Here is a 21500-nt window from a genome sequence, read left to right as displayed (position 1 = left end):
CCCCGGCAACCGGTTCCGGCCTCGCCTTCTTGATGCGGCTCTGCTGCTCTCACGCCATTCTTAACGCAAGATTGACGCCTCCTGAGCCCTGATCCGTGGGCCCTGGCGTCACTCTCTGCTTACGCTGGTGCCGCCGTCCGCGTGATGGCCGGAAAAGAGCTGAGCGCACACAGGAGCACGCCGATGGCCACGACCGAGCACCCCCCTCCCAGTCGCTTGCGCAACTGGATGCTGGAGGGGCTGTCCGACATGGGCAAGCACGGCGGCCACACCGGGCCCCACGCCGAACCGGAGCCTCCGCACAAGGGCCAGCGCTGGTGGCGCGTGATGTGCCTGACCGGTGTCGACTACTTCTCCACCCTCGGCTACCAGCCGGGCATCGCGGCCCTCGCGGCCGGTCTGCTGTCGCCGGTCGCGACCATCGTGCTGGTCATCGTCACCCTGGCGGGCGCCCTGCCGGTCTACCGCCGGGTGGCCGAGGAGAGCCCGCACGGCGAGGGCTCCATCGCGATGCTGGAGCGGCTGCTGTCGTTCTGGCAGGGCAAGCTGTTCGTGCTCACCCTGCTGGGCTTCGCGGCCACCGACTTCCTGATCACCATCACCCTGTCGGCCGCCGACGCCTCCACCCACCTGGTGGAGAACCCCCATCTGACCAGCACCCTGAGCGGCCACCAGATGGTGATCACCCTGTTCCTGGTGGCGCTGCTCGGCGCGGTGTTCCTGAAGGGCTTCCTGGAGGCGATCGGTGTCGCGGTCGCCCTGGTCGGCATCTACCTGGGGCTCAACGTGGTCGTCGTGGTCGTCGGCCTGTGGCACGTCCTCACCGCCGGTCATGTGGTCACCGACTGGACCACCGCGCTGACGGCGGAGCACGGCAACGTGTTCGTCATGGTGGGCGTGGCGCTGATCGTGTTCCCGAAACTCGCCCTCGGCCTGTCCGGCTTCGAAACCGGTGTCGCCGTCATGCCGCACGTGCAGGGCGACGCCGGGGACACCGAGGACAAGCCGACCGGCCGGATCCGGGACACCAAGAAGCTGCTCACGACCGCAGCGCTCATCATGAGCTGCTTCCTGATCGCCACCAGCTTCATCACCACGCTGCTGATCCCGGAGAAGGACTTCAAGACGGGCGGCCCGGCCAACGGCCGCGCCCTCGCCTACCTCGCGCACGAGTACCTCGGCGGCGCCTTCGGCACGGTCTACGACATCTCGACCATCGCCATCCTGTGGTTCGCCGGCGCCTCCGCGATGGCAGGCCTGCTCAACCTCATGCCGCGCTATCTGCCCCGCTACGGCATGGCCCCGCACTGGGCGCGCGCGGTACGTCCGATGGTGATCGTCTTCACCCTGGTCGCGTTCCTGGTGACCTGGATCTTCGACGCCAACGTCGACAAGCAGGGCGGCGCCTACGCCACCGGTGTGCTGGTGCTGATCAGCTCGGCCGCGATCGCGGTGACCATTGCCGCGCACAAGGCCCGGCAGCGCAACTGGGCCATCGGGTTCGGCGTAATCTCGGCGGTGTTCCTCTACACGACCGTCGTGAACGTCATCGAGCGCCCGGACGGTGTGAAGATCGGTGCCTGCTTCATCGCCGGCATCATCCTCGTCTCGCTGGCGTCCCGGCTGGCGCGCGCCTTCGAGCTGCGTGTGACCAGCGTGACGCTCGACCCGCTGGCGGAACGATTCATCAGGGACATGGCCAGCCGCAAGATGCGCTTCATCGCCAATGAGCCGGGCCACCGGGACAAGGCCGAGTACCGCGACAAGATCGAGCAGATCCGCGCCGACAACGACATGCCCGAGCAGGAGGACTTCGTCTTCGTGGAGGTCACGGTCACCGACCCCTCCGAGTTCGAGGCGGGCCTGACCGTGCGCGGCGAGGTCCTGCACGGCCGCTACCGCGTCCTCACCCTGGAGTCCGCGTCCATCCCCAATGCCCTGGCCGCGCTCCTCCTCCACGTCCGGGACAGAATGGGCTGCACCCCGCACATCTACTTCGAGTGGACCGAGGGCAACCCGTTCGCCAACTTCCTGCGCTTCTTCCTCTTCGGACAGGGCGAGGTCGCCCCGGTGACCCGCGAGGTGCTGCGCGAGGCGGAACCGGACCGCATACGCCGGCCGCGGGTGCACACCGGGTGAGACCGGACCGCATACGCCGGCCGCGGATGCACACCGGGTGAGACCGGGCGCGGTCCGGCCGGAGGTCTGCCCGCCCGGGTCGCCGTGCGCTCGGCCGTCCTGTTCAGCAGGAGGACGGCGGGCCTGCGGGGGCACCGCAAGACGCCGCCCGGACGCGGGCTACCGGCCGAACCAGCGCCGGGGCGGCCGTACCTCCAGCCGTCCCATGGTGAGCCGGCCGTGTATCTCCACGCGGAGCACGACCGGCGCCCCCAGGTCGCCGGCCGACCGCACCTTGGTCTCGCCGTAGCCGATCACCAGCGAGTCGGCGTCCACCACCACGCCGGGCCGGGTGAGCAGCCGCAGGGTGCCGCCGCGCATGTCCAGATCGATGCGGAGGGCGTCCTGCGCGATCACCGCGCTGGTGAAGTCGAGGGTCACGTCTCCCCAGGCGGACTCGATCTCCATCCGCCGCGGCACCGCCCAGCCGTCCGCGCGCGTGGCCGACGCGCCCCGCTGCTCCATCCGGACGACATCCTCGGCCGGTGCCGCAGCGGCCGCGTCCGGCAGGTCGGCGGTGAGCACCGCCAGTTCGCCGAACGTGCGGGCGGACAGCGCGGCCGCCACGCGCTCGTCCAGTTCCTCGGGCGTGAGCCGGCCGTCTCCCGCGGCGCCCGTCAGCACCTCCACCACCCGGTCCCGGTCCGCGTGCGAGGCACGCAGTCCGGACGGTGTCTCCGTGTGCAGCAGCTCGGCCGCCATACCCCCACCCCGATTCGGAACGTCCCCGCAGGGAGCCATCGTCAAGAGCTGACGCTATATCGCGTTATACCCAACGGCCAACCCCAGGTCCGCGGTTCCCGGGGTTGGCCCTATCGTGACCGGCATGCAGTCCTACACGATCGGCCAGGCGGCACGGCTGCTCGGCGTGAGCCCGGACACCGCCCGCCGCTGGGCGGACGCGGGCCGGGTGGCGACCCATCGCGACGACGCCGGGCGGCGGCTCATCGACGGCAGGGACCTGGCCGCGTTCTCGGTGGAACTGGCCAAGGCCGGCAGCGGGGAGGAGGACGCCCCCTACACCTCCGTGCGCAACGCCTTCCCCGGCATCGTCACGGCGATCAAGCTCGGTGACGTGGCCGCCCAGGTGGAGATCCAGGCGGGCCCGCACCGGCTGGTGTCGCTGCTGACCCGGGAGGCCGTCGAGGAACTGGGCCTGGAGGTGGGCATGGAGGCCACCGCGCGCGTGAAGTCCACCAACGTGCACATCGACCGGGTCTGACACAGGCCGGACCTACCCGTCACCGGCAGATCGGGGCCGCCGCACGGATCGAGCCGTTACCGCACCCGGGACGGGACGCGACCGGCGTGCGGTTCACGGGGCTGCCGCTGACGCGTGACCGGGTGTGGCCGGCACCGGAGCGCCGCAGCGGTAACCGCCGTCCACCCGGATCGCCGTGATCCCGCTGATGTGCCGGGCCCCGCACCGGTCCTGCGGCAGCACCAGCTGGGGCCCGGCCGTATCCAGCGGGGTGTCGTCGATGCGCACGCCCAGCAGGACGGGCGCGTCCGCGAAGTCCGGGTCGATCTCGGCCCAGGAGAGCACCGCGTGGTGGCCGTCCGTGCCGGTGACGGAGATGAGAAAGCGCAGCCGGTCCTTGCGCCGCACCGGGTCGAAGCCGGGCCCCGCGTCGGTGAGGACGTCGTACAGGCGCGGGCCGGCGAACCGGTGGCGCTGGATGCCGCTGGTCGCGCACTCGAAGCTGACATCCACCCGGTGCTGCGGCCAGCGCAGCAGGTCCGGCACCCGCAGCCGCCCGGGCCGGGCCAGATCGCCGCTCAGGGCGAGTTCCGCGAGCGTCACCTGCGACCACCTCCCGCAGGACCGTACCCGCCGCTGCGCCACGTGCAAACGCACATGCAAGCTACAAGTCACAGGTCCGCAGCTCATGCGATGAAACAGGAGACTTACGGCTGGCAGATGCGGCAGTATCATCGCCGCACGGCCGGTGCCCCCGGCCGTGACAGGGCGCGACAGCTGTTCCACAGAACCAGAGGAGTAGATCCGTGATGACCCGTTCCGTGCGCCGGACCCGGCGAATGCTGCAGCTGGCCGGTGCGGGAGCCGCCGCCCTGATGGCACTCAGCGCCTGCTCCTCCTCCACCGACTCCTCCGCCAAGCCGGCCAAGAACGGCTCCGCGGCACCGAAGCTCTCCGGCACGGTCACCGTGTTCGCCGCCGCCTCCCTGAAGGAGAGCTTCACGACGCTGGGCAAGGAGTTCGAGCAGCAGCACCCGGGCACCAAGGTCAGCTTCAACTTCGGCGGCAGCGACACCCTCGCCGCGAGCATCACCGGCGGCGCCCCGGCGGACGTCTTCGCCGCCGCCAGCCCCAAGACCATGGCGATCGTGACGGACAAGAAGGACGCGGTCGGCACCCCGGCCACCTTCGTGCGCAACCAGCTGGAGATCGCCACCCTGCCGGGCAACCCGGACAAGGTGTCCTCCCTGAAGGACCTGACCAAGTCCGGTCTGAAGGTGGTGCTGTGCGACAAGACCGTGCCGTGCGGCGCCGCCGCGCAGAAGGCCCTGGACGCCGCCAAGCTCAAGCTCACTCCGGTCTCCTACGAGCAGGACGTCAAGAGCGCCCTGAACAAGGTGGAGCTGAAGGAGGCCGACGCCGCGGTCGTCTACAAGACCGATGTGAAGGCGGCGGGTGGCAAGGTGGAGGGCGTGGAGTTCCCCGAGTCCGCCAAGGCCGTCAACGCGTACCCGATCGTCCAGCTGAAGAACGGGCAGAACGCCGAGGCCGCCAAGGCGTTCATCGCCCTCGTGCAGTCCGCCGAGGGCCAGAAGGTGCTGAGCGAGGCCGGGTTCCTCAAGCCGTGACCTCGCTCCACAAACCCGGCGTCGCGGCCGGCCCCCGCACGGGCCGTCCGCGGCGCCGGCACGTCGGCGCGGGGGGCCGGCGCGGGGTGCCGTTGCCGCTGCTGCTGCCGGGCGTGCTGGCGCTGGCGTTCCTGCTGCTGCCGCTGCTCGCGCTGCTGGTGCGCGCTCCCTGGCGCAGCCTGCCGGACCAGCTGACCAGCACGGAGGTGTGGCAGGCGCTCCAGCTGTCCCTGGTCAGCGCCACCGCGGCGACGGCCGTGAGCCTCGTGCTGGGCGTGCCGCTGGCCTGGCTGCTGGCCCGTACGGAGTTTCCCGGCCGGGGCCTCGTACGAGCCCTGGTGACCCTGCCCCTGGTCCTGCCGCCGGTGGTCGGCGGTGTGGCCCTGCTGCTGGCCCTGGGACGCAACGGGGTCATCGGCAAGTGGCTGGACGCCTGGTTCGGGATCACCCTGCCGTTCACCACCACCGGAGTCGTGATCGCGGAGGCGTTCGTCGCGATGCCGTTCCTGGTCATCAGCGTCGAGGGCACCCTGCGGGCGGCCGACCCGCGCTTCGAGGAGGCGGCGGCCACGCTCGGCGCGTCCCGGTTCACCGCGTTCCGCCGGGTCACCCTGCCGCTCATCGCGCCCGGTATCGCCGCGGGCGCGGTCCTGGCCTGGGCACGGGCACTCGGCGAGTTCGGGGCGACGATCACCTTCGCCGGCAACTTCCCCGGCCGCACCCAGACCATGCCCCTCGCGGTCTACCTGGCCCTGCAGAACGACCCCGACGCCGCCCTCTCCCTCAGCCTGGTCCTGCTGACGGTGTCGATCGCGGTGCTGGCCGGCCTCAGAGACCGTTGGATGACAACATCATGACAAACCCCCACCCCACAGCCCCGCACGGGGCTCAGCCCCCGAAGGGGCCACCCGGAGCCGACGACGGCAGCCGCCCGGGTGGTGCGGGCGGGAACCCGAAGCCGGCCGAAGCCCGGCACCCCACCACACACCCGCACCCGCACCCGCCCACAGCCGGCCTCGACGCCCACCTGCTCGTCGACAGAGCCGCATTCCGCCTGGACGTAACCCTCACCGCCGCCCCCGGAGACGTCGTCGCCGTCCTCGGCCCCAACGGCGCGGGCAAGAGCACCGCCCTGCGCGCCCTCGCCGGCCTCACCCCCCTCACCGACGGCCATCTCCGCCTCGACGGCGCGGCCCTGGACCGCACCCCCCCGGAGTCCCGACCGGTCGGCGTGGTCTTCCAGGACTACCTGCTCTTCCCCCATCTCTCCGCCCTGGACAACGTCGCCTTCGGCCCGCGCTGCCAGGGCATGACCAAGGCCGAGGCCCGCGCCCAGGCCGCGGCCTGGCTGGACCGCATGGGCCTCGCCGGCCACGCGGGCGCCAAGCCCCGCCGCCTCTCCGGCGGCCAGGCCCAGCGCGTGGCGCTCGCCCGCGCGCTGGCCGTCAATCCCCGGCTGCTGCTCCTGGACGAACCGCTCGCCGCCCTCGACGCCCGCACCCGCCTGGAGGTGCGCGCCCAACTCCGCCGCCACCTCGCCGAGTTCGAAGGGGTCGCCGTCCTCGTCACACACGATCCGCTGGACGCCATGGTGCTCGCGGACCGGCTGGTCGTCATAGAGCACGGCCGGGTCGTCCAGGAGGGCACCCCGGCGGACATCGCACGCCATCCGCGCACCGACTACATCGCCCAGCTCGTCGGCCTCAACCTCTACCGGGGACAGGCGGACCGGCACACGGTACGGCTCGACGCGGGGCCCGCGATCACCACCACGGAAGACCTGTCCGGCCCGGTCTTCGTGGCGTTCCCGCCCAGCGCCGTCACCCTGTTCCGGGACCGGCCCACCGGAGCCAGTGCCCGTAACCTCTGGCGCTGCGAGGTGGCCGGACTGGAGACGCACGGCGACCAGATCCGCGCCGACCTCAGCGGTGAACTCTCCCTCGCCGCCGACCTCACCACACTCGCCGCCGCCGACCTCGACCTTCGCCCCGGCGCATCCGTCTGGGCGACGGTCAAAGCGACGCAGACACACGCATACCCGGCCTGATCGGGCGGGCGCTCTAGCGTGAGTGCCCATGACACTCAGCATCCGTAACCAGCTCCCCGGCACGGTGACCGCGATCCAGTCGGGCGAGGCCATGGCCACCGTCAAGCTCCGCCTGGAGGGCGGGCAGAACCTCACCGCGGCCATCACCAAGGAGTCCGCCGAGGACCTCGCCCTCGCTCCCGGCTCTCCCGTGCGGGCCCTGGTGAAGTCGACAGAGGTCTCCCTCGCCACGCACCGCGTCGAGGGATTGTCGATCCGCAACCAGCTCCCGGGCGCGGTAGTCGGCCTCACCACCGGCGACGCGATGGCCTCCGTGAAGATCTCCGTCCCCGGCGGCGAACTGACCGCGGCCATCACCAAGGACGCCGCCACCGACCTGGGCCTCTTCGTGGGCTCCGACGTGGTCGCTCTCATCAAGGCGACCGAGGTGTCCCTGGCGACGGACTGACACGGCGAGGGCCCCGCCCGGAAACCGGACGGGGCCCTGAGAACCACCGCTCGCTCAGTCCTCGTACGCGTCCAGCGGCGGGCAGGAGCAGACCAGGTTGCGGTCGCCGAAGGCCTGGTCGATACGGCGCACCGGCGGCCAGTACTTGTCGGCGGCCGAGACACCGGCCGGGAACACGGCCTCGTCGCGGCTGTAGGCGTGCGTCCACTCACCGCCGAGCGCGGCGGCCGTGTGCGGGGCGCCCCGCAGCGGGTTGTCCTCCGCCGGCCACTCGCCGGAGCCGACCTTCTCGATCTCCGCGCGGATGGCGATCATCGCGTCGCAGAACCGGTCCAGCTCCGTGATGTCCTCCGACTCGGTCGGCTCGATCATCAGCGTGCCGGCCACCGGGAAGGACATGGTCGGCGCGTGGAAGCCGTGGTCGATCAGGCGCTTGGCCACGTCGTCCACGCTCACGCCGGTCGCCTTGGTCAGCGGACGCAGGTCGATGATGCACTCGTGCGCGACCAGGTTGCCGGGGCCGGTGTAGAGCACCGGGTAGTGCGGCTCCAGGCGCTTGGCGATGTAGTTCGCCGAGAGCACGGCCACCTGAGTGGCGCGCTTGAGACCCTCGCCGCCCATGAGGCGGACGTACGCCCAGGAGATGGGGAGGATCCCCGCGGAGCCCCAGGGCGCGGCCGAGATCGGGCCGACGCCCGTCTCCGGGCCCGCCGCCGGCTGCAGCGGGTGGTTCGGCAGGTACGGCGCCAGGTGCCCGCGGACCGCGACCGGGCCGACGCCGGGGCCGCCGCCGCCGTGCGGGATGCAGAAGGTCTTGTGCAGGTTCAGGTGCGAGACGTCACCGCCGAAGTGGCCGGGCTTGGCTAGGCCGACCAGGGCGTTGAGGTTCGCGCCGTCGACGTACACCTGGCCGCCGGCCTCGTGCACCTGAGCGCAGATGTCGGCGACGTGCTCCTCGAACACACCGTGCGTCGACGGGTAGGTGATCATCAGCACCGCCAGCTCGTCACGGTACCGCTCGATCTTGGCCCGCAGGTCATCGACGTCGATCTCGCCGTCCTCTGCGGTCTTGACGACGACGACCTTCATGCCGGCCATCACGGCGCTGGCGGCGTTGGTGCCGTGCGCGGAGGACGGGATGAGGCACACGGTGCGCTGCTCGTCGCCGTTGGCGCGGTGGTAGCCGCGTACGGCCAGCAGACCGGCCAGCTCGCCCTGGGAACCGGCGTTCGGCTGCAGGGAGACCTTGTCGTAGCCAGTGACCTCGGCGAGACGTTCCTCCAGCTCGCGGATGAGCGTGAGGTAGCCCTCGGCCTGCTCGGCCGGGACGAAGGGGTGCAGCTGGCCGAACTCGGGCCAGGTGACCGGCTCCATCTCCGTGGTCGCGTTGAGCTTCATGGTGCAGGAGCCCAGCGGGATCATGCCCCGGTCGAGCGCGTAGTCGCGGTCGGCCAGCCTGCGCAGGTAGCGCAGCATCGCGGTCTCGGAGCGGTACTGGTGGAAGACCGGGTGGGTCAGGTAGGCGTCGGTGCGCAGCAGCGCCTCGGGGAGGGTGTCCTCGGCGCTCGCGTCCAGCCCCTCGATGTCGCCCTCGACACCGAAGGCGGAGAAGACGGCGGCCAGCTGGGCCCGCTTGGTCGTCTCGTCACAGGCGAGGGAGAGGTGGTCGGCGTCGACGAGCCGCAGGTTGACGCCATTGTCCCGGGCGGCGGCGACGACCTCGGCGGCCCTGCCGGGCACGCGCGCCGTGAGGGTGTCGAAGAAGGCGTCGTGGACGATCTCGACACCGCCGGCCTTCAGGCCCGCGGCGAGGATCGTGGCGTACCGGTGCGTGCGCCGGGCGATGGTCTGCAGGCCCTCCGGCCCGTGGTAGACGGCGTACATGCCGGCCATCACGGCGAGCAGCACCTGCGCGGTGCAGATGTTGCTGGTGGCCTTCTCCCGGCGGATGTGCTGCTCACGGGTCTGCAGCGCGAGCCGGTAGGCCTTGTTGCCGTCGGCGTCGACCGAGACGCCCACGAGGCGGCCGGGCAGGCTGCGTGCGAACTTCTCGTGCACGGCCATGTAACCCGCGTGCGGACCGCCGAAGCCCATCGGCACACCGAAGCGCTGGGTCGTACCGACGGCGATGTCCGCGCCCAGCTCGCCCGGCGAGGTCAGCAGGGTCAGCGCGAGCAGGTCGGCGGCCACGGTGACCAGGGCGCCCAGCTCGTGCGCCTGGTCGATGACCGGCTTGATGTCCCGTACGGCGCCGGAGGCTCCCGGGTACTGGATCAGCACGCCGTTGATCTCCCGCTCGGCCACCTCGGCCGGAATGCCCTCGCTGAGGTCGGCGACGACGACCTCGGCACCGGTCGGCTCCGCGCGCGTCTCGATGACGGCGATGGTCTGCGGCAGCACGTCCGCGTCGACCAGGAAGAGCCCCTTCTTGTTCTTGCCCATGCGCCGCGACAGAGCCATCGCCTCGGCGGCGGCCGTTCCCTCGTCGAGCAGGGAGGCGCCGGAGGTGGGCAGACCGGTGAGGTCGGCGACCACGGTCTGGAAGTTCAGCAGGGCCTCGAGCCGCCCCTGGGAGATCTCCGGCTGGTACGGGGTGTACGCGGTGTACCAGGCCGGGTTCTCCATGACGTTGCGCAGGATGACCGGCGGGGTGAAGGTGCCGTAGTAGCCGAGGCCGATCATGGAGTCGAGGACCTGGTTGCGGTCGGCGAGCGAGCGCAGTTCGGCGAGCACCTCGGCCTCGGTGCGGGCACCCGGCAGGTCGAGGGCGTCGGCGTTCTTGATCACATCCGGGACCGCGGCGGCGGTCAGCTCGTCGAGGGAGCCGTAGCCGACGTGCGCGAGCATCTTGGCCCGCGCCTCCTGGTCGGGCCCGATGTGGCGCTGCTCGAACGGGATGCCCGCTTCGAGCTCCGAGAGCGGAATGCGGTGGGCGGTCATTGCGGAGGCCTCCTGGTCTGACGCGACCTTCGAGGGCACCACGGCGCGGGTGCCCGGACGGCCTCCCCCTCTGTCATCTCAACCTGAGAGCTTCACCGGGACCCGAGAGCCCCGGCTTTCACCGTCGGTGAGAGCGGAAGCCGTTGACACCCGCCCTGCTTTCCAGAGTGACCTCGTCCGTGCGGTACGTGAGCCTGAGAGATTCCGGGGAGGAGTTGCTCCTTCGGCGCCTCCGAGGTGGTCGGAGGACTCTCCCGCACGGGGTCAGCAGCCGTTGTCAGCCTACCAGCGAGGTCAACGCCCGAGCCTTCGAGTGGCCGCCTCCCTGAATGTGCTCTTTCGTAGTGCTTACGGATGTATTGCGACCAGAAGGAGGTAGAGGGACCGTGCAGACCGAGATCGATCCGCGCAACCTGATCGGCCGCAAGGCGTTCGACCGCAATGGGACCAAGATCGGCACCATCGACGAGGTATACCTCGACGACGCGACCGGTGTGCCCGAGTGGGCGGCCATACGCACCGGCCTGTTCTCCCGGGACGCCTTCGTCCCCCTGGAGCCCAGCGAACTGATCGAAGGCTCCCTCCACGTCCCCTTCGACCGCGCCCTGATCAAGGACGCTCCCGACTTCGGCGTGGGCCGCCACCTCTCCCCCGATCAGGAACTCCAGCTCTACCACCACTACGGTCTCGACGTGACCCCGCCCCCGTCGGTCCCGGACCACGACTTCGGCAAGCTGGCGGGGTCGGAGGAGAGCTGATCGCTCTCCCAAACCAAGGGCAACGGATCGGCGGACTCCAGCGCAGGATCATCGACAGAAAACGTCCGCACCCGCCCCGGAGGGGACTGCGGAGTCTCGAACCGCACGGTCACCCGCCCCAGCCCACTCCCCTGCACCCACCCAGGCCCGTACTCGGCGTGCCGCACGTCCTGCCCGGCACGCCAGTGCTTTTCGACCGGCTCCGGCTGCACCACAACGGCCTCAGCCACGACCTCCTCCGGCGTCTCCGCCGCCCGTGCGGGCAACGCCTGCGCGAACAGGTCCTCCTGGGTGTAGTCGGCGAGCCCGGAAACACCCACGCCGAGCAGCCGTACCCCGCCCGTGGTGTCCACGGAGTCCAGCAACCGCGCGGCCGCCTCCCGCACGACCGCCTGATCGTCCGTCGGCCCCCTGAGCGTCTCCGACCTGGTCAGCGTCGAGAAGTCGTACCGCCGCACCTTCAGCACGATGGTCCGCCCCGACAGCCCGGCCCCGCGCAGCCGCCCCACACACCGGTCGGCGAGCCGCTGCACCTCGAGGCCGATCCGCAGCCGGTCATGGATGTCCACGTCGTACGTGTCCTCGACCGACACCGACTTCGCCTCGCGCTCGGCCACCACGGGCCGCTCGTCATCGGCCAGGGCCATGGCGTACAGCGCGTGCCCATGAGCCTTGCCGAGCAACCGGACCAGTTCGTCCTCGCCCGCCTCCGCCAGTTCCCCGACCGTGGTGATCCCGGCTCTGCGCAGATGGTCGCCGGTGGCCGGGCCGACCCCGGGCAGGGTCCGCACCGGCATGGGCCCCAGCAGGGCCCGCTCGGACCCCGGCTCGATGATTACCAGGCCGTCCGGCTTGGCCTGCTCGGAGGCGATCTTGGCGAGCATCTTGGAGGCGGCGAGCCCGACCGATCCGGTGAGCCCGGTGACCGCCCGGATATCCGCGCGGAGCCTGATCCCGGCCAGCCGCGCCGACTCCTCGTCCCAGGCCGTCCCCCCGGCCTCCAGGTCCACGAACGCCTCGTCCAGGCTGAGCGGCTCCACCAGCGGTGACAGCTCCCGCAGCAGCGCCATCACCTGTTCGCTGATCGCCCGGTACAGAGTGAAGCGCGGCACCAGATAGGCGGCGTTGGGTGCCAGCCGGCGGGCCTGGGCCATGGGCATCGCCGAGTGGACCCCGAAGACCCGGGCCTCGTACGACGCGGTGGCCACCACCCCGCGTGGTCCGAGGCCGCCCACGACGACCGCCTTCCCGCGCAGGCTCGGCTTGGATGCCTGCTCCACCGAGGCGTAGAAGGCATCCATGTCGAGATGCAGGATCGTGGGCGCGTTTCTCACATCTCCGATGCTGCACCACGGCACTGACAATGCCCGCCCCGGAAGGAGCAGCGTCAGACCGCCCGGTTGCGGCGCCGCGCCAGCTCGTCCGCGGGGTTGTGCCCGACGAGGGTCTCGCCCGTGTCGATGCGCTCGCCGTGCAGCTGGGAGAGCGCGCTTTCCACGTCCCGCCACACCACGCCGACGGCGATCCCGAAGATCCCCTGACCGCCCTGGAGCAGGGCGTGTACCTCGTCCGGCGAGGTGCACTCGTAGACCGTGGCCCCATCGCTCATCAGGGTCATCCGCTCCAGGTCACGGAAACCGCGTTCTCGGAGGTGCTGCACGGCCGCGCGGATGTTCTGCAGCGAGACCCCGGTGTCCAGGAACCGCTTCACGATCTTCAGGACGACCACGTCCCGGAAGCTGTACAGCCGCTGCGTGCCCGACCCGTAGGCGGGCCGCACGCTCGGCTCGACCAGGCCGGTGCGGGCCCAGTAGTCGAGCTGTCGGTAGGTGATGCCGGCGGCCGCGCAGGCCGTGGGCCCGCGATAGCCGATCTGCTCGGATGTCATGGACGCCGCCCCTCCGCCGTTCGGCACCGCCGTCGGCCGGTGCGGAGCGTGATCCACCGCGCCGCTGTGAACCGGGTACGGACCGCTCTCCCCGAAACCACGCACGGGAGCACCCCCAGCCGTACCGTCGCCGCTGGTTCTCACGCCGACCTCCGTCCTTGACCTGCCCTCACGACGGTAGGCAGTCACCAGGGGTGCGTCAACGATCGCCACACTCGGCACGCCGAGTGATAATCACCCTAGGAGTGGTTTCCCGTGTCCCGCCGCGGGGAAAGGCTAGCCGAATGCGTTCGGGGAAGCCGTAGGACGCTCTCAATGGCCGGTGGCACATGCCCGTCTCATCGGGGGTCGGCGCTCACCGGCTGCTCATGATCACTGGCTGCTGGTGCCGAAGTCCTCGGGCGAGATCTGGTCGAGGAACTCGCGGAACTTCTCCACCTCGTCCTCCTGCTCGTCCGGAATGGCGATGCCGGCGTCGTCCAGCACCGTGTCACTGCCGTAGATCGGCGTTCCGGTGCGCAGGGCCAGCGCTATGGCATCGGAGGGGCGGGCGCTGACCTCGACGCCGCTGGCGAAGACCAGCTCCGCGTAGAAGACGCCTTCCCGCAGATCGGTGATGCGTACTTCGGTCAGCTCCTGGCCGACGGCCTCCAGCACGTCCTTGAACAGGTCGTGGGTCAGTGGCCTGGCGGGGGCCATGCCCTGCTGGGCGAAGGCGATCGCCGTCGCCTCCCCCGGCCCGATCCAGATGGGGAGGTAACGGTCGCCTCCCACTTCGCGCAGGAGCACGATCGGTTGGTTGGAGGGCATTTCGACCCGGACACCTACGACATCGAGCTCGTTCACACAGCAACCCTAGGCCGTGCCCGGGACGTTTGGGTAGTCGGGCCGGGAACAGCTGCCCGATCCGGCCGCCGGGGAGCCGCCGGAGTTCAGGGCAGCCGCACGCCGAGAGCGGTCTGCACGAGCGCCGCGTGCAGCTTCACGGTGAGCGCCGCCAGCTCCTTCGTACGAGCCTCGGCGTGTGCCCTGGTCTGCGGGTTGCGGTGGCGTTTGAGCGGGGCGACCACCTGGTCGACGAGTCCGGCCTCGCGATCGGCGGCGGCCTTCATCACCCGGAGGTGGCGCGGCTCGATCCCGAACCGGCCCAGTTCGGCGACGAGCGAGGCCACGGTGACCGCTTCGGCGTCGTACACCCCGTCCTCCAGGGGAGCGATGAGCCCGTAGGACTCCCACTCCTTCAGCTCCCCCTCGTCGATGTCCGCCGCCGCCAGCAACTCGGCCCTGCCCACCCGGGCCACCGTGGGCGCGCCGGGCGACTCCGGAACGTCCTCCCCGGTGCGCTGACGCCCCACGAGGGGCAGCTGGACGGCCTCGCCCCGCTCCAGGGCGTCCAGCCGCTCACGGATCACCTTGAGCGGCAGATAGTGGTCCCGCTGCATCCTCAGCACATGAGCCAGGCGCTCGACATCCCCGGCGCTGAACTTGCGGTACCCCGACGGGGTCCGCTGCGGCTCGATGAGCCCCTCGGACTCCAGGAAACGGATCTTGGAGATGGTGACTTCGGGAAACTCGTCGCGCAGCACGTTCAGCACCGTGCCGATGCTCATCAGCCCACTGTCCCTGGCGGCGGTACCGCTTCCGGCACCGCCGCTCGGTGTTTGAAGCATGGAACTTCCCTGGGAATCCCCCCGGACGCCGGTCCGGGGGCGGGTCAGATGCCCTGCCGGCTCGCGTAGAACACCAGCCGGTACTTGCCGATCTGCACCTCGTCACCGTTCGACAGAGCGACCTGGTCGATCCGCTCGCGGTTGACGTACGTGCCGTTCAGACTGCCCACGTCGGCCACGGTGAAGGAGCCGTCCGGCGAGCGCCGGAACTCCACGTGCCGACGCGAGACCGTGACGTCGTCCAGGAAGATGTCGCTCTGCGGATGACGGCCCGCCGTGGTCAAGTCGCTGTCCAGCAGGAAGCGGCTGCCCGAGTTCGGTCCCCGGCGCACCACCAGCAGCGCCGAGCCCGGCGGCAGCGCGTCCACCGCGGCCTGTGCCTCCGGCGACAGCATCGGCATCTGTGTCTGGCCGGTGACCTCGGAGTCGTAGGCCTCCAGACCGGAGATCGAGATCGTGGACGTCGTCTCGGAGGCACGCTCCGGCGCCACTCCCGGGCGCAGTGGCGCACCACAGTTGGAGCAGAAGCGCGCGTTCTCCGCATTGCGGTTACCGCACCTCGTACACACCAGGGCCGACATGGACGGATCCTCCTGCTGCGGCTGCCCCGCCGGGGCATGGGACGCGTACGGACCGGGGGCGAACCCTCCGCCCGCACCTGAGGTTGACGGTTGCCCGAAACCTATGCCGCCGGACTGGGCAGGGTCAACCGACGCCCCGCCCTGACCTCCGGAAATGTCACCGCCCGGACCAGCGACCTGGTCCCGGAACAGCGGGCGCTGGCCCTCTGCGTCAGGCTGTGCGCGATGCCGAGCGGTCGCGTTGCTGCCGCTGCCCTCTCGTGCGCTCTTGCCGAACAACTTCGCAAACAACTTCACGGGCGATTCCCCTTGACCGAAACAGACCCGCCCGTGGGGCAGGACGAACCCTGATTGCCTACACCGGCCGAGCCGGACATTCTCACAACGTCCGTATCCACCAGACAGTTTCCATCACGCACCACCTCTTCGGTGCGCCGACCCCCCGCAACCTCATGCCCCTGCCGGACGTCGCCCATGCACCGCCGGTTCACTGGGAGGACGACCGAGCGTAGTCAGGCCGCTTCGCCTGCCGCAAGGCGTCCACGACGATCTTGTCCGACTGCTCGACGGTCACCGTGGCCTGCTCCTTCTCCAGCGTCTGCACCACGCCTCCCGGGATGTTCAACGCCGGCTCCAGGTCCTGCGGCTTGCCGATGACCTTGAAACGATAGGGAGCGTTGATCTTGTTCCCGTCGACGCCGACACTCTTGCCGGAGTCCGTGAAGTAGGTGCCCGCGACCACCCGTACCCCGTTGACCTGGATCGCCTCCGCACCGGCCGCGCGCAACTCCTGGATCGCGTCGAGCAGCATGTCCGCCTTGACCGTCCCCTTCGTGTCCTCGATCGTCATCGTGATGCCGGGACCCTGCGCCGCCACGGTGCCCGCCAGAATGCCGAGTTGCTTCTCCTTCTCGGCCGTCTGCTTGCGGGCCTCCGCGGCCCGGTCGGAGCTGCTCTGCAGTTCCTGGCGCTGCTTTTCGAGTCCCTGCTTCTCGTCCTCAAGACGCTGAGTACGCGAATCCAGTTCATCGAGGATGCGAACAAGATCTTCCTGACGTGCGCCGCGCAGCGCACTGTCGCTGTCGCTGTTGGACGCCACCTGCACCGCCAGACCGAAGCCGAGGCCGAACAACAACAGCGCGACGATGAGTTGGGCCCGGCTGACCCGCGGCGGCCACAGCCCCTTGACCAGCCGCTGCCGGCCGGTCAGCGGCTGTTGCGTCCGCTGCGCGGGCGCCGGCTCCGGTACCCGCGCGGGCACCTCCTTGGGCAGCTCCTTGCGCAGCCTGTTCTCCGGCTGCTCCGGGTTATCCGGCTTGTCCGGCTTGTCCGGCTGCTCGTTCTGTTCGCTCATCGGTGTCACGCCCGGAACACGTGCCGCCGGATCGCCGCGGCGTTGGAGAAGATCCGGATGCCCAGGACGACCACGACACCCGTGGACAGCTGCGCGCCCACGCCCAACTTGTCGCCCAGGAACACGATCAGCGCGGCGACGACCACGTTCGACAGGAACGACACCACGAAGACCTTGTCGTCGAAGATGCCGTCGAGCATGGCCCGCAGACCGCCGAACACGGCGTCCAGTGCCGCCACGACGGCGATCGGCAGATAAGGCTCGACAACCGCCGGAACCTCGGGCCGGACCAACAGGCCGGCCACGACTCCCACGACGAGGCCCAGTACGGCGATCACGATGTGCCCTTCCCAGTCTTCTCGGTGCTCGGCTGTGCTGTGCGTACGATCACACTGGGTGCGGCGGGCAACCGTACGTCGCGCTCGACGGAGATGGTGGCGCGGATGCCGAAGTCCTGCTCCAGGGCATGCAGGTACAGGCCGTCGGCGCTGTTCTGGAACCCGTTGCTCAAGCTGTCCCCGCCCCCTACCGCCAGCACCGTGTACGGCGGCACCAGCGGCCTGTTGTCGACCAGTATCGCGTCCCCCGCGGCCCTGATCGCGGACAGGGCGGTCAGCCGCTGCCCGTTGATGGAGACGGCCTCCGCGCCGGACTCCCACAGCCCGTTGACCACGCGCTGCATGTCCCGGTCGCGCACCCGGCCGGTGTCGGAGAACCCCGAGGTCTCCCGTGGGTTGGTGCCGTCACCGCCGGAGCTGGCCTCCTTGGCGTCGTTCACGACGAGCTTGACACCCGGCCCGTGGACGGCGGTGGCGCCCGACAGAACGTCCACCAGGTCCGCCTTCGGGCTGCCGCCGCTCGACTTCAGCGCCGCCCGCTGGCGCGCGCCGACCTCGTCCCGGAGCGTGTCGACGGTGCCCTCCAGTTTGTCCGCGGCCGCGGTCTCGCTGTCGATGCGGTCGATCAGTTCCTGGTGCTCCTTCGCCACCACGGGCGCCGCCGCCCGCGTCTGGGCCGCACCGACGGTCACGACCAGCGCCGCCAGGACGAGCCCGGCCGCGAGGCCCAGCTTCGCCCTGAGGGTCTTGGGCAGCCCGCCCTCGCCCTGGGACTTCTTCCGGGCGGCGGCCTCGGCGTACCCGTCGTCGAGGCTGTGGTCCATGACGTTGGTGATCAACGACATGGAGGCGTCCGGGCGCTGCGGCCGCGTGGGGCTGCTCCGAACGGGGGGTTGCTGCGGCATGCCGCACATCGTCGCATGTCGCGACCAGTACCTCCGAATGGCCCCGCCCGCGTGCCGGACAGGCCCCCTTGGGGACACTTGTCCGGCACGCGCGCGTGCGTGGGTTCTGCCGTCCGGTGGCGTGGACTCCCTTGTCCTCCGGCCCTACCGCCCGGCGCTGTCCACGACGGCCGACCACTCGTCGAGCAGGGCCTGCGCCGAGGCGTCGTCGGGCCCCTCGGCCCACAGATGGGTGACGGCCTCGGCCGGGTCCGGCAGCACCATCACCCAGCGTCCGTCCGTCTCCACGACCCGCACACCGTCGGTCGTGTCGACAAAACGATCCCCGGCGGCCTCGACCACCCGGCGCATGACCAGACCCTTGACGGCCCACGGCGTGGCCAGGTCCCGCTTGAGGACATGCGCCCGCGGGATCCGCGCGTCGATCTGGCTCAGCGTGAGCTGCGTGCGCGCCACCAGCCCGATCAGCCGTACGAAGGCCGCCGTGCCGTCGTAGACACTGCTGAACTCGGGGACGATGAACCCGCCCTTTCCGTCACCTCCGAAGATGGTGCCCTCCTCGCCGCCGACCCGTGTGAGGTCGTCGGGCGAGGTGGTGGTCCACTCGACCTGGGTGCCGTGGTAGGCGGCCACCTGCTCGGCGATCCGGGTCGTGGTCACCGGCAGCGCCACCCGGCCGCTGCGCCGCTCCGCGGCCACCAGGTCCAGCATCACCAGCAGCGCGCGGTCGTCCTCGATGATCCGGCCCTTCTCGTCCACGAGCGACAGCCGCTCGCCCACGGGGTCGAACCGGACACCGAACGCGGCCCCCGAGGACGCCACTATCTCGCCGAGCCGGACCAGACCGTTGCGCCGCATCTCGGCCGTCTCCGTGGGCCGGGACTCGTCGAGACCGGGATTGATGGTCAGGGAGTCCACACCGAGCTTGCCGAGCAGACTGGGAAGCACCAGCCCGGCACTGCCGTTCGAGGCGTCGACGACGACCTTCAGACCCGACTCGGCGATCCCCGTCGTGTCGACATTCCGCAGCAGCGACCCGGTGTACGAGTCGAAGACGCTGGCCGGGAAGTACAGGTCGCCGATCTCACCGGGGAACGCCCGTCGGTACTCCTGCCGCGCGAACACCCGGTCCAGCTTCCGCTGGCTGCCCTGCGACAGGTCGGCGCCGTTGCCGTCGAAGAACATGATGTCGACCGAGTCCGGCACACCCGGCGAAGTGCGGATCATGATGCCGCCGGCACTGCCGCGCGCGGTCTGCTGCCGCGCCACGGGCAGCGGCACGTTCTCCAGGTCTCGTACGTCGATGGCGCTGGCCTGCAGGGCGGAGATGACCGCCCGCTTGAGCGCGCGGGCGCCTCGGGAGTGGTCACGGGCCGTGGTGACCGTGGTGCCCTTCTTGAGGGTCGTGGCGTAGGCGCCGGCCAGCCGTACGGCCAGTTCCGGTGTGATCTCCACGTTCAGGATGCCGGACACTCCACGGGCGCCGAACAGATGGGCCTGTCCTCTGGACTCCCAGATGACGGAGGTGTTGACGAAGGCACCGGCCTCGATGGTCTTGAAGGGATAGACGCGGACGTTGCCCTGGACGATCGATTCCTCGCCGATCAGACACTCGTCACCGATGACCGCGCCGTCCTCGATCCGCGCGGCACGCATGATGTCGGTGTTCTTTCCGACGACACAGCCACGCAGATTGCTGTGCTGTCCCACGTACACGTTGTCGTGCACGACGGCCTTGTGCAGGAAGGCGCCGCTCTTGACGACGACATTCGAGCCGACGACGGTGTGCTCACGGATCTCGGCGCCGGCCTCGACCTTCGCATAGTCGCCGATGTACAGCGGCCCGCGCAGTTCGGCGTCGGGATGCACCTCGGCGCCCTCCGCCACCCACACACCCGGCGAGATCTCGAAGCCGTCGATGTCGACGTTGACCTTGCCCTCGAGCACGTCGGCCTGAGCCTTCACATAGCTCTCGTGGGTGCCGACGTCCTCCCAGTAGCCCTCGGCGACAAAGCCGTAGACCGGCTTGCCTTCCTTCATCAATTGCGGGAAGACATCGCCGGACCAGTCGACCGGAACATCCGGTTCGACGTAGTTGAACACCTCGGGCTCCATGACGTAGATGCCCGTGTTGACCGTGTCGGAGAAGACCTGCCCCCAGGTCGGCTTCTCCAGGAAGCGCTCGACCTTGCCTTCCTCGTCGACGATGGTGATGCCGAACTCCAGCGGATTGGGCACCCGGGTCAGACAGACCGTGACCAGCGCGCCCTTCTCCTTGTGGAAATTGATCAGCTCCGTGAGGTCGAAGTCGGTCAGGGCATCGCCGGAGATGACGAGGAAGGCATCGTCCTTCAACGCCTCTTCGGCGTTCTTGACGCTTCCGGCGGTACCGAGTGGCTTCTCCTCATTGGCATAAGTGAGCTCCATTCCGAGCTCTTCGCCGTCGCCGAAGTAGTTCTTGACGAGCGAGGCCAGGAACTGGACGGTGACTACGGTCTCGGTGAGCCCGTGCCTTTTGAGCAGCCGTAGCACATGCTCCATGATCGGGCGGTTGGCCACGGGCAGGAGCGGCTTGGGCATGCTAGAGGTCATGGGGCGCAGGCGGGTGCCTTCGCCCCCGGCCATCACGACGGCCTTCATGTCGGAAGCGTCCTCCTCCAAGAGACGACGGTCTAGCCGACTTCACCCGTCCAGATTGTCCCGCACTTTTCCACCACGGGCCATCGAGGCGTACGTCCGGACAATCGCCGAGCTCAATCGGCCATGGTGTCCGCGCGAACCAATCGGCGGACTTGTACCACGTAGAGCACTCCTGCCCACCAGTAGAGGGTTGTACCCCATCCGGCGAACGCCCATCCGAAAACAGCAGCGAGTGACGCGATCCAAGTGTGTCCGTCGCTGAGGAGCAGGAGCGGGAAGGCGTACATCAGGTTGAACGTGGCGGCTTTCCCGAGGAAGTTCACCTGCGGCGGCGGATAGCCATGACGCCGGAGGATGCCCACCATCACCAGGAGCATCAGCTCTCGCGCCAGCAGGAGGGCAGTCAGCCAGACCGGGAGGATCTCCCGCCAGGTGAGACCGGCCAGTGTGGAAAGCACGTACAGCCGGTCGGCGGCGGGGTCGAGAAGCCGGCCGAGACTGCTGATCTGGTTCCAGCGCCGGGCGAGCTTGCCGTCCAGGTAGTCACTGACCCCGCTGAAAGCCAGCACGAGAAGAGCCCAGCCGTCGCTCTTGGGGCCCCCGAACTCGGGCCTGAGGATCAACCACAGGAAGAGGGGTACGCCGACGAGCCGTGCCATGCTGAGGATGTTGGGGATGGTGAGGACCCGGTCCGTCTGGACACGGGTCTCCTGGACCTCCACCCGGGAGCCTCCTGTGCGAAATGAGCCAACGATGCCCCCTGACCCTACCTCAACGCAAAAAAGCTCCGGCCCCTGGGCAGTACCCAAGAGCCGGAGCTGTAAAAGGAGTTCGGCGGTGTCCTACTCTCCCACAGGGTCCCCCCTGCAGTACCATCGGCGCTGTGAGGCTTAGCTTCCGGGTTCGGAATGTAACCGGGCGTTT

20 protein-coding genes, 1 rRNA gene and 1 riboswitch are annotated in these 21500 nt (G+C 69.8%); of the genes, 7 read left to right on the top strand and 14 right to left on the bottom strand.

All coding sequences use genetic code 11. The features are described 5' to 3' along the window. Nucleotides 1-183: 183 nt before the first annotated feature. Complete coding sequence (locus ABZ624_RS11060) at nt 184-2139, top strand: amino acid transporter (protein WP_360085275.1); 1956 nt, start codon at nt 184-186, stop codon at nt 2137-2139. Nucleotides 2140-2298: 159 nt separating this feature from the next. Here the strand turns inward: ABZ624_RS11060 and ABZ624_RS11055 are convergent, their stop codons facing one another. After that, the gene (locus tag ABZ624_RS11055; protein ID WP_360085272.1) at nt 2299-2880 is read right to left on the bottom strand and encodes a DUF1707 domain-containing protein; all 582 of its coding nucleotides are present in this window, start codon (nt 2878-2880) and stop codon (nt 2299-2301) included. Nucleotides 2881-3004: 124 nt separating this feature from the next. On the opposite strand from ABZ624_RS11055, the gene ABZ624_RS11050 reads away from it, so the two are divergent. Then, a complete protein-coding gene (locus tag ABZ624_RS11050) occupies nt 3005-3400 on the top strand; it encodes a helix-turn-helix transcriptional regulator (RefSeq protein WP_360085269.1) in 396 nt (131 codons plus the stop codon). 93 nt (nt 3401-3493) lie between these two features. Here the strand turns inward: ABZ624_RS11050 and ABZ624_RS11045 are convergent, their stop codons facing one another. Continuing rightward, complete coding sequence (locus ABZ624_RS11045; protein WP_360085266.1) at nt 3494-3982, bottom strand: molybdopterin-dependent oxidoreductase; 489 nt, start codon at nt 3980-3982, stop codon at nt 3494-3496. 206 nt (nt 3983-4188) lie between these two features. Here ABZ624_RS11045 and modA point away from each other — a divergent pair, with 206 nt between their 5' ends. Genes modA through ABZ624_RS11025 form a run of 4 tightly spaced genes read left to right on the top strand, consistent with a single transcriptional unit; the run spans nt 4189 to nt 7502 of the window. Then, nucleotides 4189-5007 (top strand): molybdate ABC transporter substrate-binding protein, encoded by an 819-nt coding sequence (gene modA / locus ABZ624_RS11040; protein ID WP_360085263.1) that lies wholly within the window; start codon nt 4189-4191, stop codon nt 5005-5007. Continuing rightward, nucleotides 5004-5864: a molybdate ABC transporter permease subunit gene (gene modB / locus ABZ624_RS11035; RefSeq protein WP_360085260.1), complete on the top strand. Its 861-nt coding sequence runs from the start codon at nt 5004-5006 to the stop codon at nt 5862-5864. Before modA ends, modB begins: the two co-directional genes overlap by 4 nt. After that, a complete protein-coding gene (locus tag ABZ624_RS11030) occupies nt 5861-7054 on the top strand; it encodes an ABC transporter ATP-binding protein (protein ID WP_360085257.1) in 1194 nt (397 codons plus the stop codon). The genes modB and ABZ624_RS11030 overlap by 4 nt, the downstream gene beginning before the upstream one ends. Before the next feature lie 28 nt (nt 7055-7082). After that, nucleotides 7083-7502: a TOBE domain-containing protein gene (locus tag ABZ624_RS11025; RefSeq protein WP_360085254.1), complete on the top strand. Its 420-nt coding sequence runs from the start codon at nt 7083-7085 to the stop codon at nt 7500-7502. A 54-nt stretch (nt 7503-7556) separates the two neighbouring features. On the opposite strand, the gene gcvP is transcribed toward ABZ624_RS11025, so the two are convergent. Then, nucleotides 7557-10442: an aminomethyl-transferring glycine dehydrogenase gene (gene gcvP, locus ABZ624_RS11020; protein ID WP_360085251.1), complete on the bottom strand. Its 2886-nt coding sequence runs from the start codon at nt 10440-10442 to the stop codon at nt 7557-7559. Nucleotides 10443-10614: 172 nt separating this feature from the next. After that, nucleotides 10615-10709, bottom strand: a riboswitch (glycine riboswitch). A 119-nt stretch (nt 10710-10828) separates the two neighbouring features. Between gcvP and ABZ624_RS11015 the strand changes: the two genes are divergently transcribed. Then, nucleotides 10829-11200, top strand: a complete 372-nt coding sequence (locus tag ABZ624_RS11015; protein WP_360085249.1) for a PRC-barrel domain-containing protein — start codon at nt 10829-10831, stop codon at nt 11198-11200. Here ABZ624_RS11015 and ABZ624_RS11010 read toward each other — a convergent pair. From ABZ624_RS11010 to rrf, 11 genes are all read right to left on the bottom strand, one after another. Further along, nucleotides 11122-12534: a DNA polymerase IV gene (locus ABZ624_RS11010; RefSeq protein WP_360085246.1), complete on the bottom strand. Its 1413-nt coding sequence runs from the start codon at nt 12532-12534 to the stop codon at nt 11122-11124. The genes ABZ624_RS11015 and ABZ624_RS11010 overlap by 79 nt on opposite strands. 53 nt (nt 12535-12587) lie before the next feature. Beyond that, complete coding sequence (locus ABZ624_RS11005) at nt 12588-13232, bottom strand: MerR family transcriptional regulator (RefSeq protein ID WP_360085243.1); 645 nt, start codon at nt 13230-13232, stop codon at nt 12588-12590. A gap of 228 nt (nt 13233-13460) precedes the next feature. Then, on the bottom strand, nt 13461-13934 hold the full coding sequence (locus tag ABZ624_RS11000) for a bifunctional nuclease family protein (RefSeq protein WP_026253112.1): 474 nt from the start codon (nt 13932-13934) through the stop codon (nt 13461-13463). Nucleotides 13935-14020: 86 nt separating this feature from the next. Further along, nucleotides 14021-14758: a MerR family transcriptional regulator gene (locus ABZ624_RS10995; protein WP_360085240.1), complete on the bottom strand. Its 738-nt coding sequence runs from the start codon at nt 14756-14758 to the stop codon at nt 14021-14023. Between the two features lie 44 nt (nt 14759-14802). After that, nucleotides 14803-15636 carry an FHA domain-containing protein gene (locus ABZ624_RS10990; RefSeq protein WP_360085237.1) on the bottom strand — a complete coding sequence of 278 codons (834 nt, stop codon included), beginning with the start codon at nt 15634-15636 and terminating at the stop codon, nt 14803-14805. A gap of 190 nt (nt 15637-15826) precedes the next feature. Further along, on the bottom strand, nt 15827-16693 hold the full coding sequence (locus ABZ624_RS10985) for a DUF881 domain-containing protein (protein ID WP_360085234.1): 867 nt from the start codon (nt 16691-16693) through the stop codon (nt 15827-15829). Between the two features lie 5 nt (nt 16694-16698). Continuing rightward, complete coding sequence (locus tag ABZ624_RS10980; protein ID WP_003988855.1) at nt 16699-17031, bottom strand: small basic family protein; 333 nt, start codon at nt 17029-17031, stop codon at nt 16699-16701. Next, a complete protein-coding gene (locus tag ABZ624_RS10975) occupies nt 17028-17945 on the bottom strand; it encodes a DUF881 domain-containing protein (protein ID WP_360085231.1) in 918 nt (305 codons plus the stop codon). The genes ABZ624_RS10980 and ABZ624_RS10975 overlap by 4 nt, the downstream gene beginning before the upstream one ends. A gap of 135 nt (nt 17946-18080) precedes the next feature. Continuing rightward, nucleotides 18081-20576, bottom strand: coding sequence for a mannose-1-phosphate guanyltransferase (locus ABZ624_RS10970; RefSeq protein WP_360085228.1), 2496 nt, complete (start codon nt 20574-20576; stop codon nt 18081-18083). A 113-nt stretch (nt 20577-20689) separates the two neighbouring features. Further along, nucleotides 20690-21298 carry a CDP-alcohol phosphatidyltransferase family protein gene (locus ABZ624_RS10965; RefSeq protein ID WP_360085225.1) on the bottom strand — a complete coding sequence of 203 codons (609 nt, stop codon included), beginning with the start codon at nt 21296-21298 and terminating at the stop codon, nt 20690-20692. A 107-nt stretch (nt 21299-21405) separates the two neighbouring features. Beyond that, a 5S ribosomal RNA gene (rrf, locus tag ABZ624_RS10960) occupies nt 21406-21500 on the bottom strand; the annotation flags it as partial.

The sequence above is a fragment of the Streptomyces sp. NPDC007205 genome (assembly GCF_040634095.1).
GTDB lineage: Bacteria > Actinomycetota > Actinomycetes > Streptomycetales > Streptomycetaceae > Streptomyces.
Note: the sequence above shows the minus strand (reverse complement) of the source record. Positions and strands in the feature narration are given on the sequence as shown.

Coding starts and splice junctions, on each gene's coding strand:
- ABZ624_RS10970 (WP_360085228.1), bottom strand. CDS start 20,576: ATGAAGGCCGTCGTGATGGCCGGGGGCGAAGGCACCCGCCTGCGCCCC.
- modA (WP_360085263.1), top strand. CDS start 4,189: ATGACCCGTTCCGTGCGCCGGACCCGGCGAATGCTGCAGCTGGCCGGT.
- ABZ624_RS10975 (WP_360085231.1), bottom strand. CDS start 17,945: ATGTGCGGCATGCCGCAGCAACCCCCCGTTCGGAGCAGCCCCACGCGG.
- ABZ624_RS11030 (WP_360085257.1), top strand. CDS start 5,861: ATGACAAACCCCCACCCCACAGCCCCGCACGGGGCTCAGCCCCCGAAG.
- ABZ624_RS11050 (WP_360085269.1), top strand. CDS start 3,005: ATGCAGTCCTACACGATCGGCCAGGCGGCACGGCTGCTCGGCGTGAGC.
- ABZ624_RS11025 (WP_360085254.1), top strand. CDS start 7,083: ATGACACTCAGCATCCGTAACCAGCTCCCCGGCACGGTGACCGCGATC.
- ABZ624_RS10985 (WP_360085234.1), bottom strand. CDS start 16,693: ATGAGCGAACAGAACGAGCAGCCGGACAAGCCGGACAAGCCGGATAAC.
- ABZ624_RS11060 (WP_360085275.1), top strand. CDS start 184: ATGGCCACGACCGAGCACCCCCCTCCCAGTCGCTTGCGCAACTGGATG.
- gcvP (WP_360085251.1), bottom strand. CDS start 10,442: ATGACCGCCCACCGCATTCCGCTCTCGGAGCTCGAAGCGGGCATCCCG.
- ABZ624_RS10995 (WP_360085240.1), bottom strand. CDS start 14,758: ATGCTTCAAACACCGAGCGGCGGTGCCGGAAGCGGTACCGCCGCCAGG.
- ABZ624_RS11055 (WP_360085272.1), bottom strand. CDS start 2,880: ATGGCGGCCGAGCTGCTGCACACGGAGACACCGTCCGGACTGCGTGCC.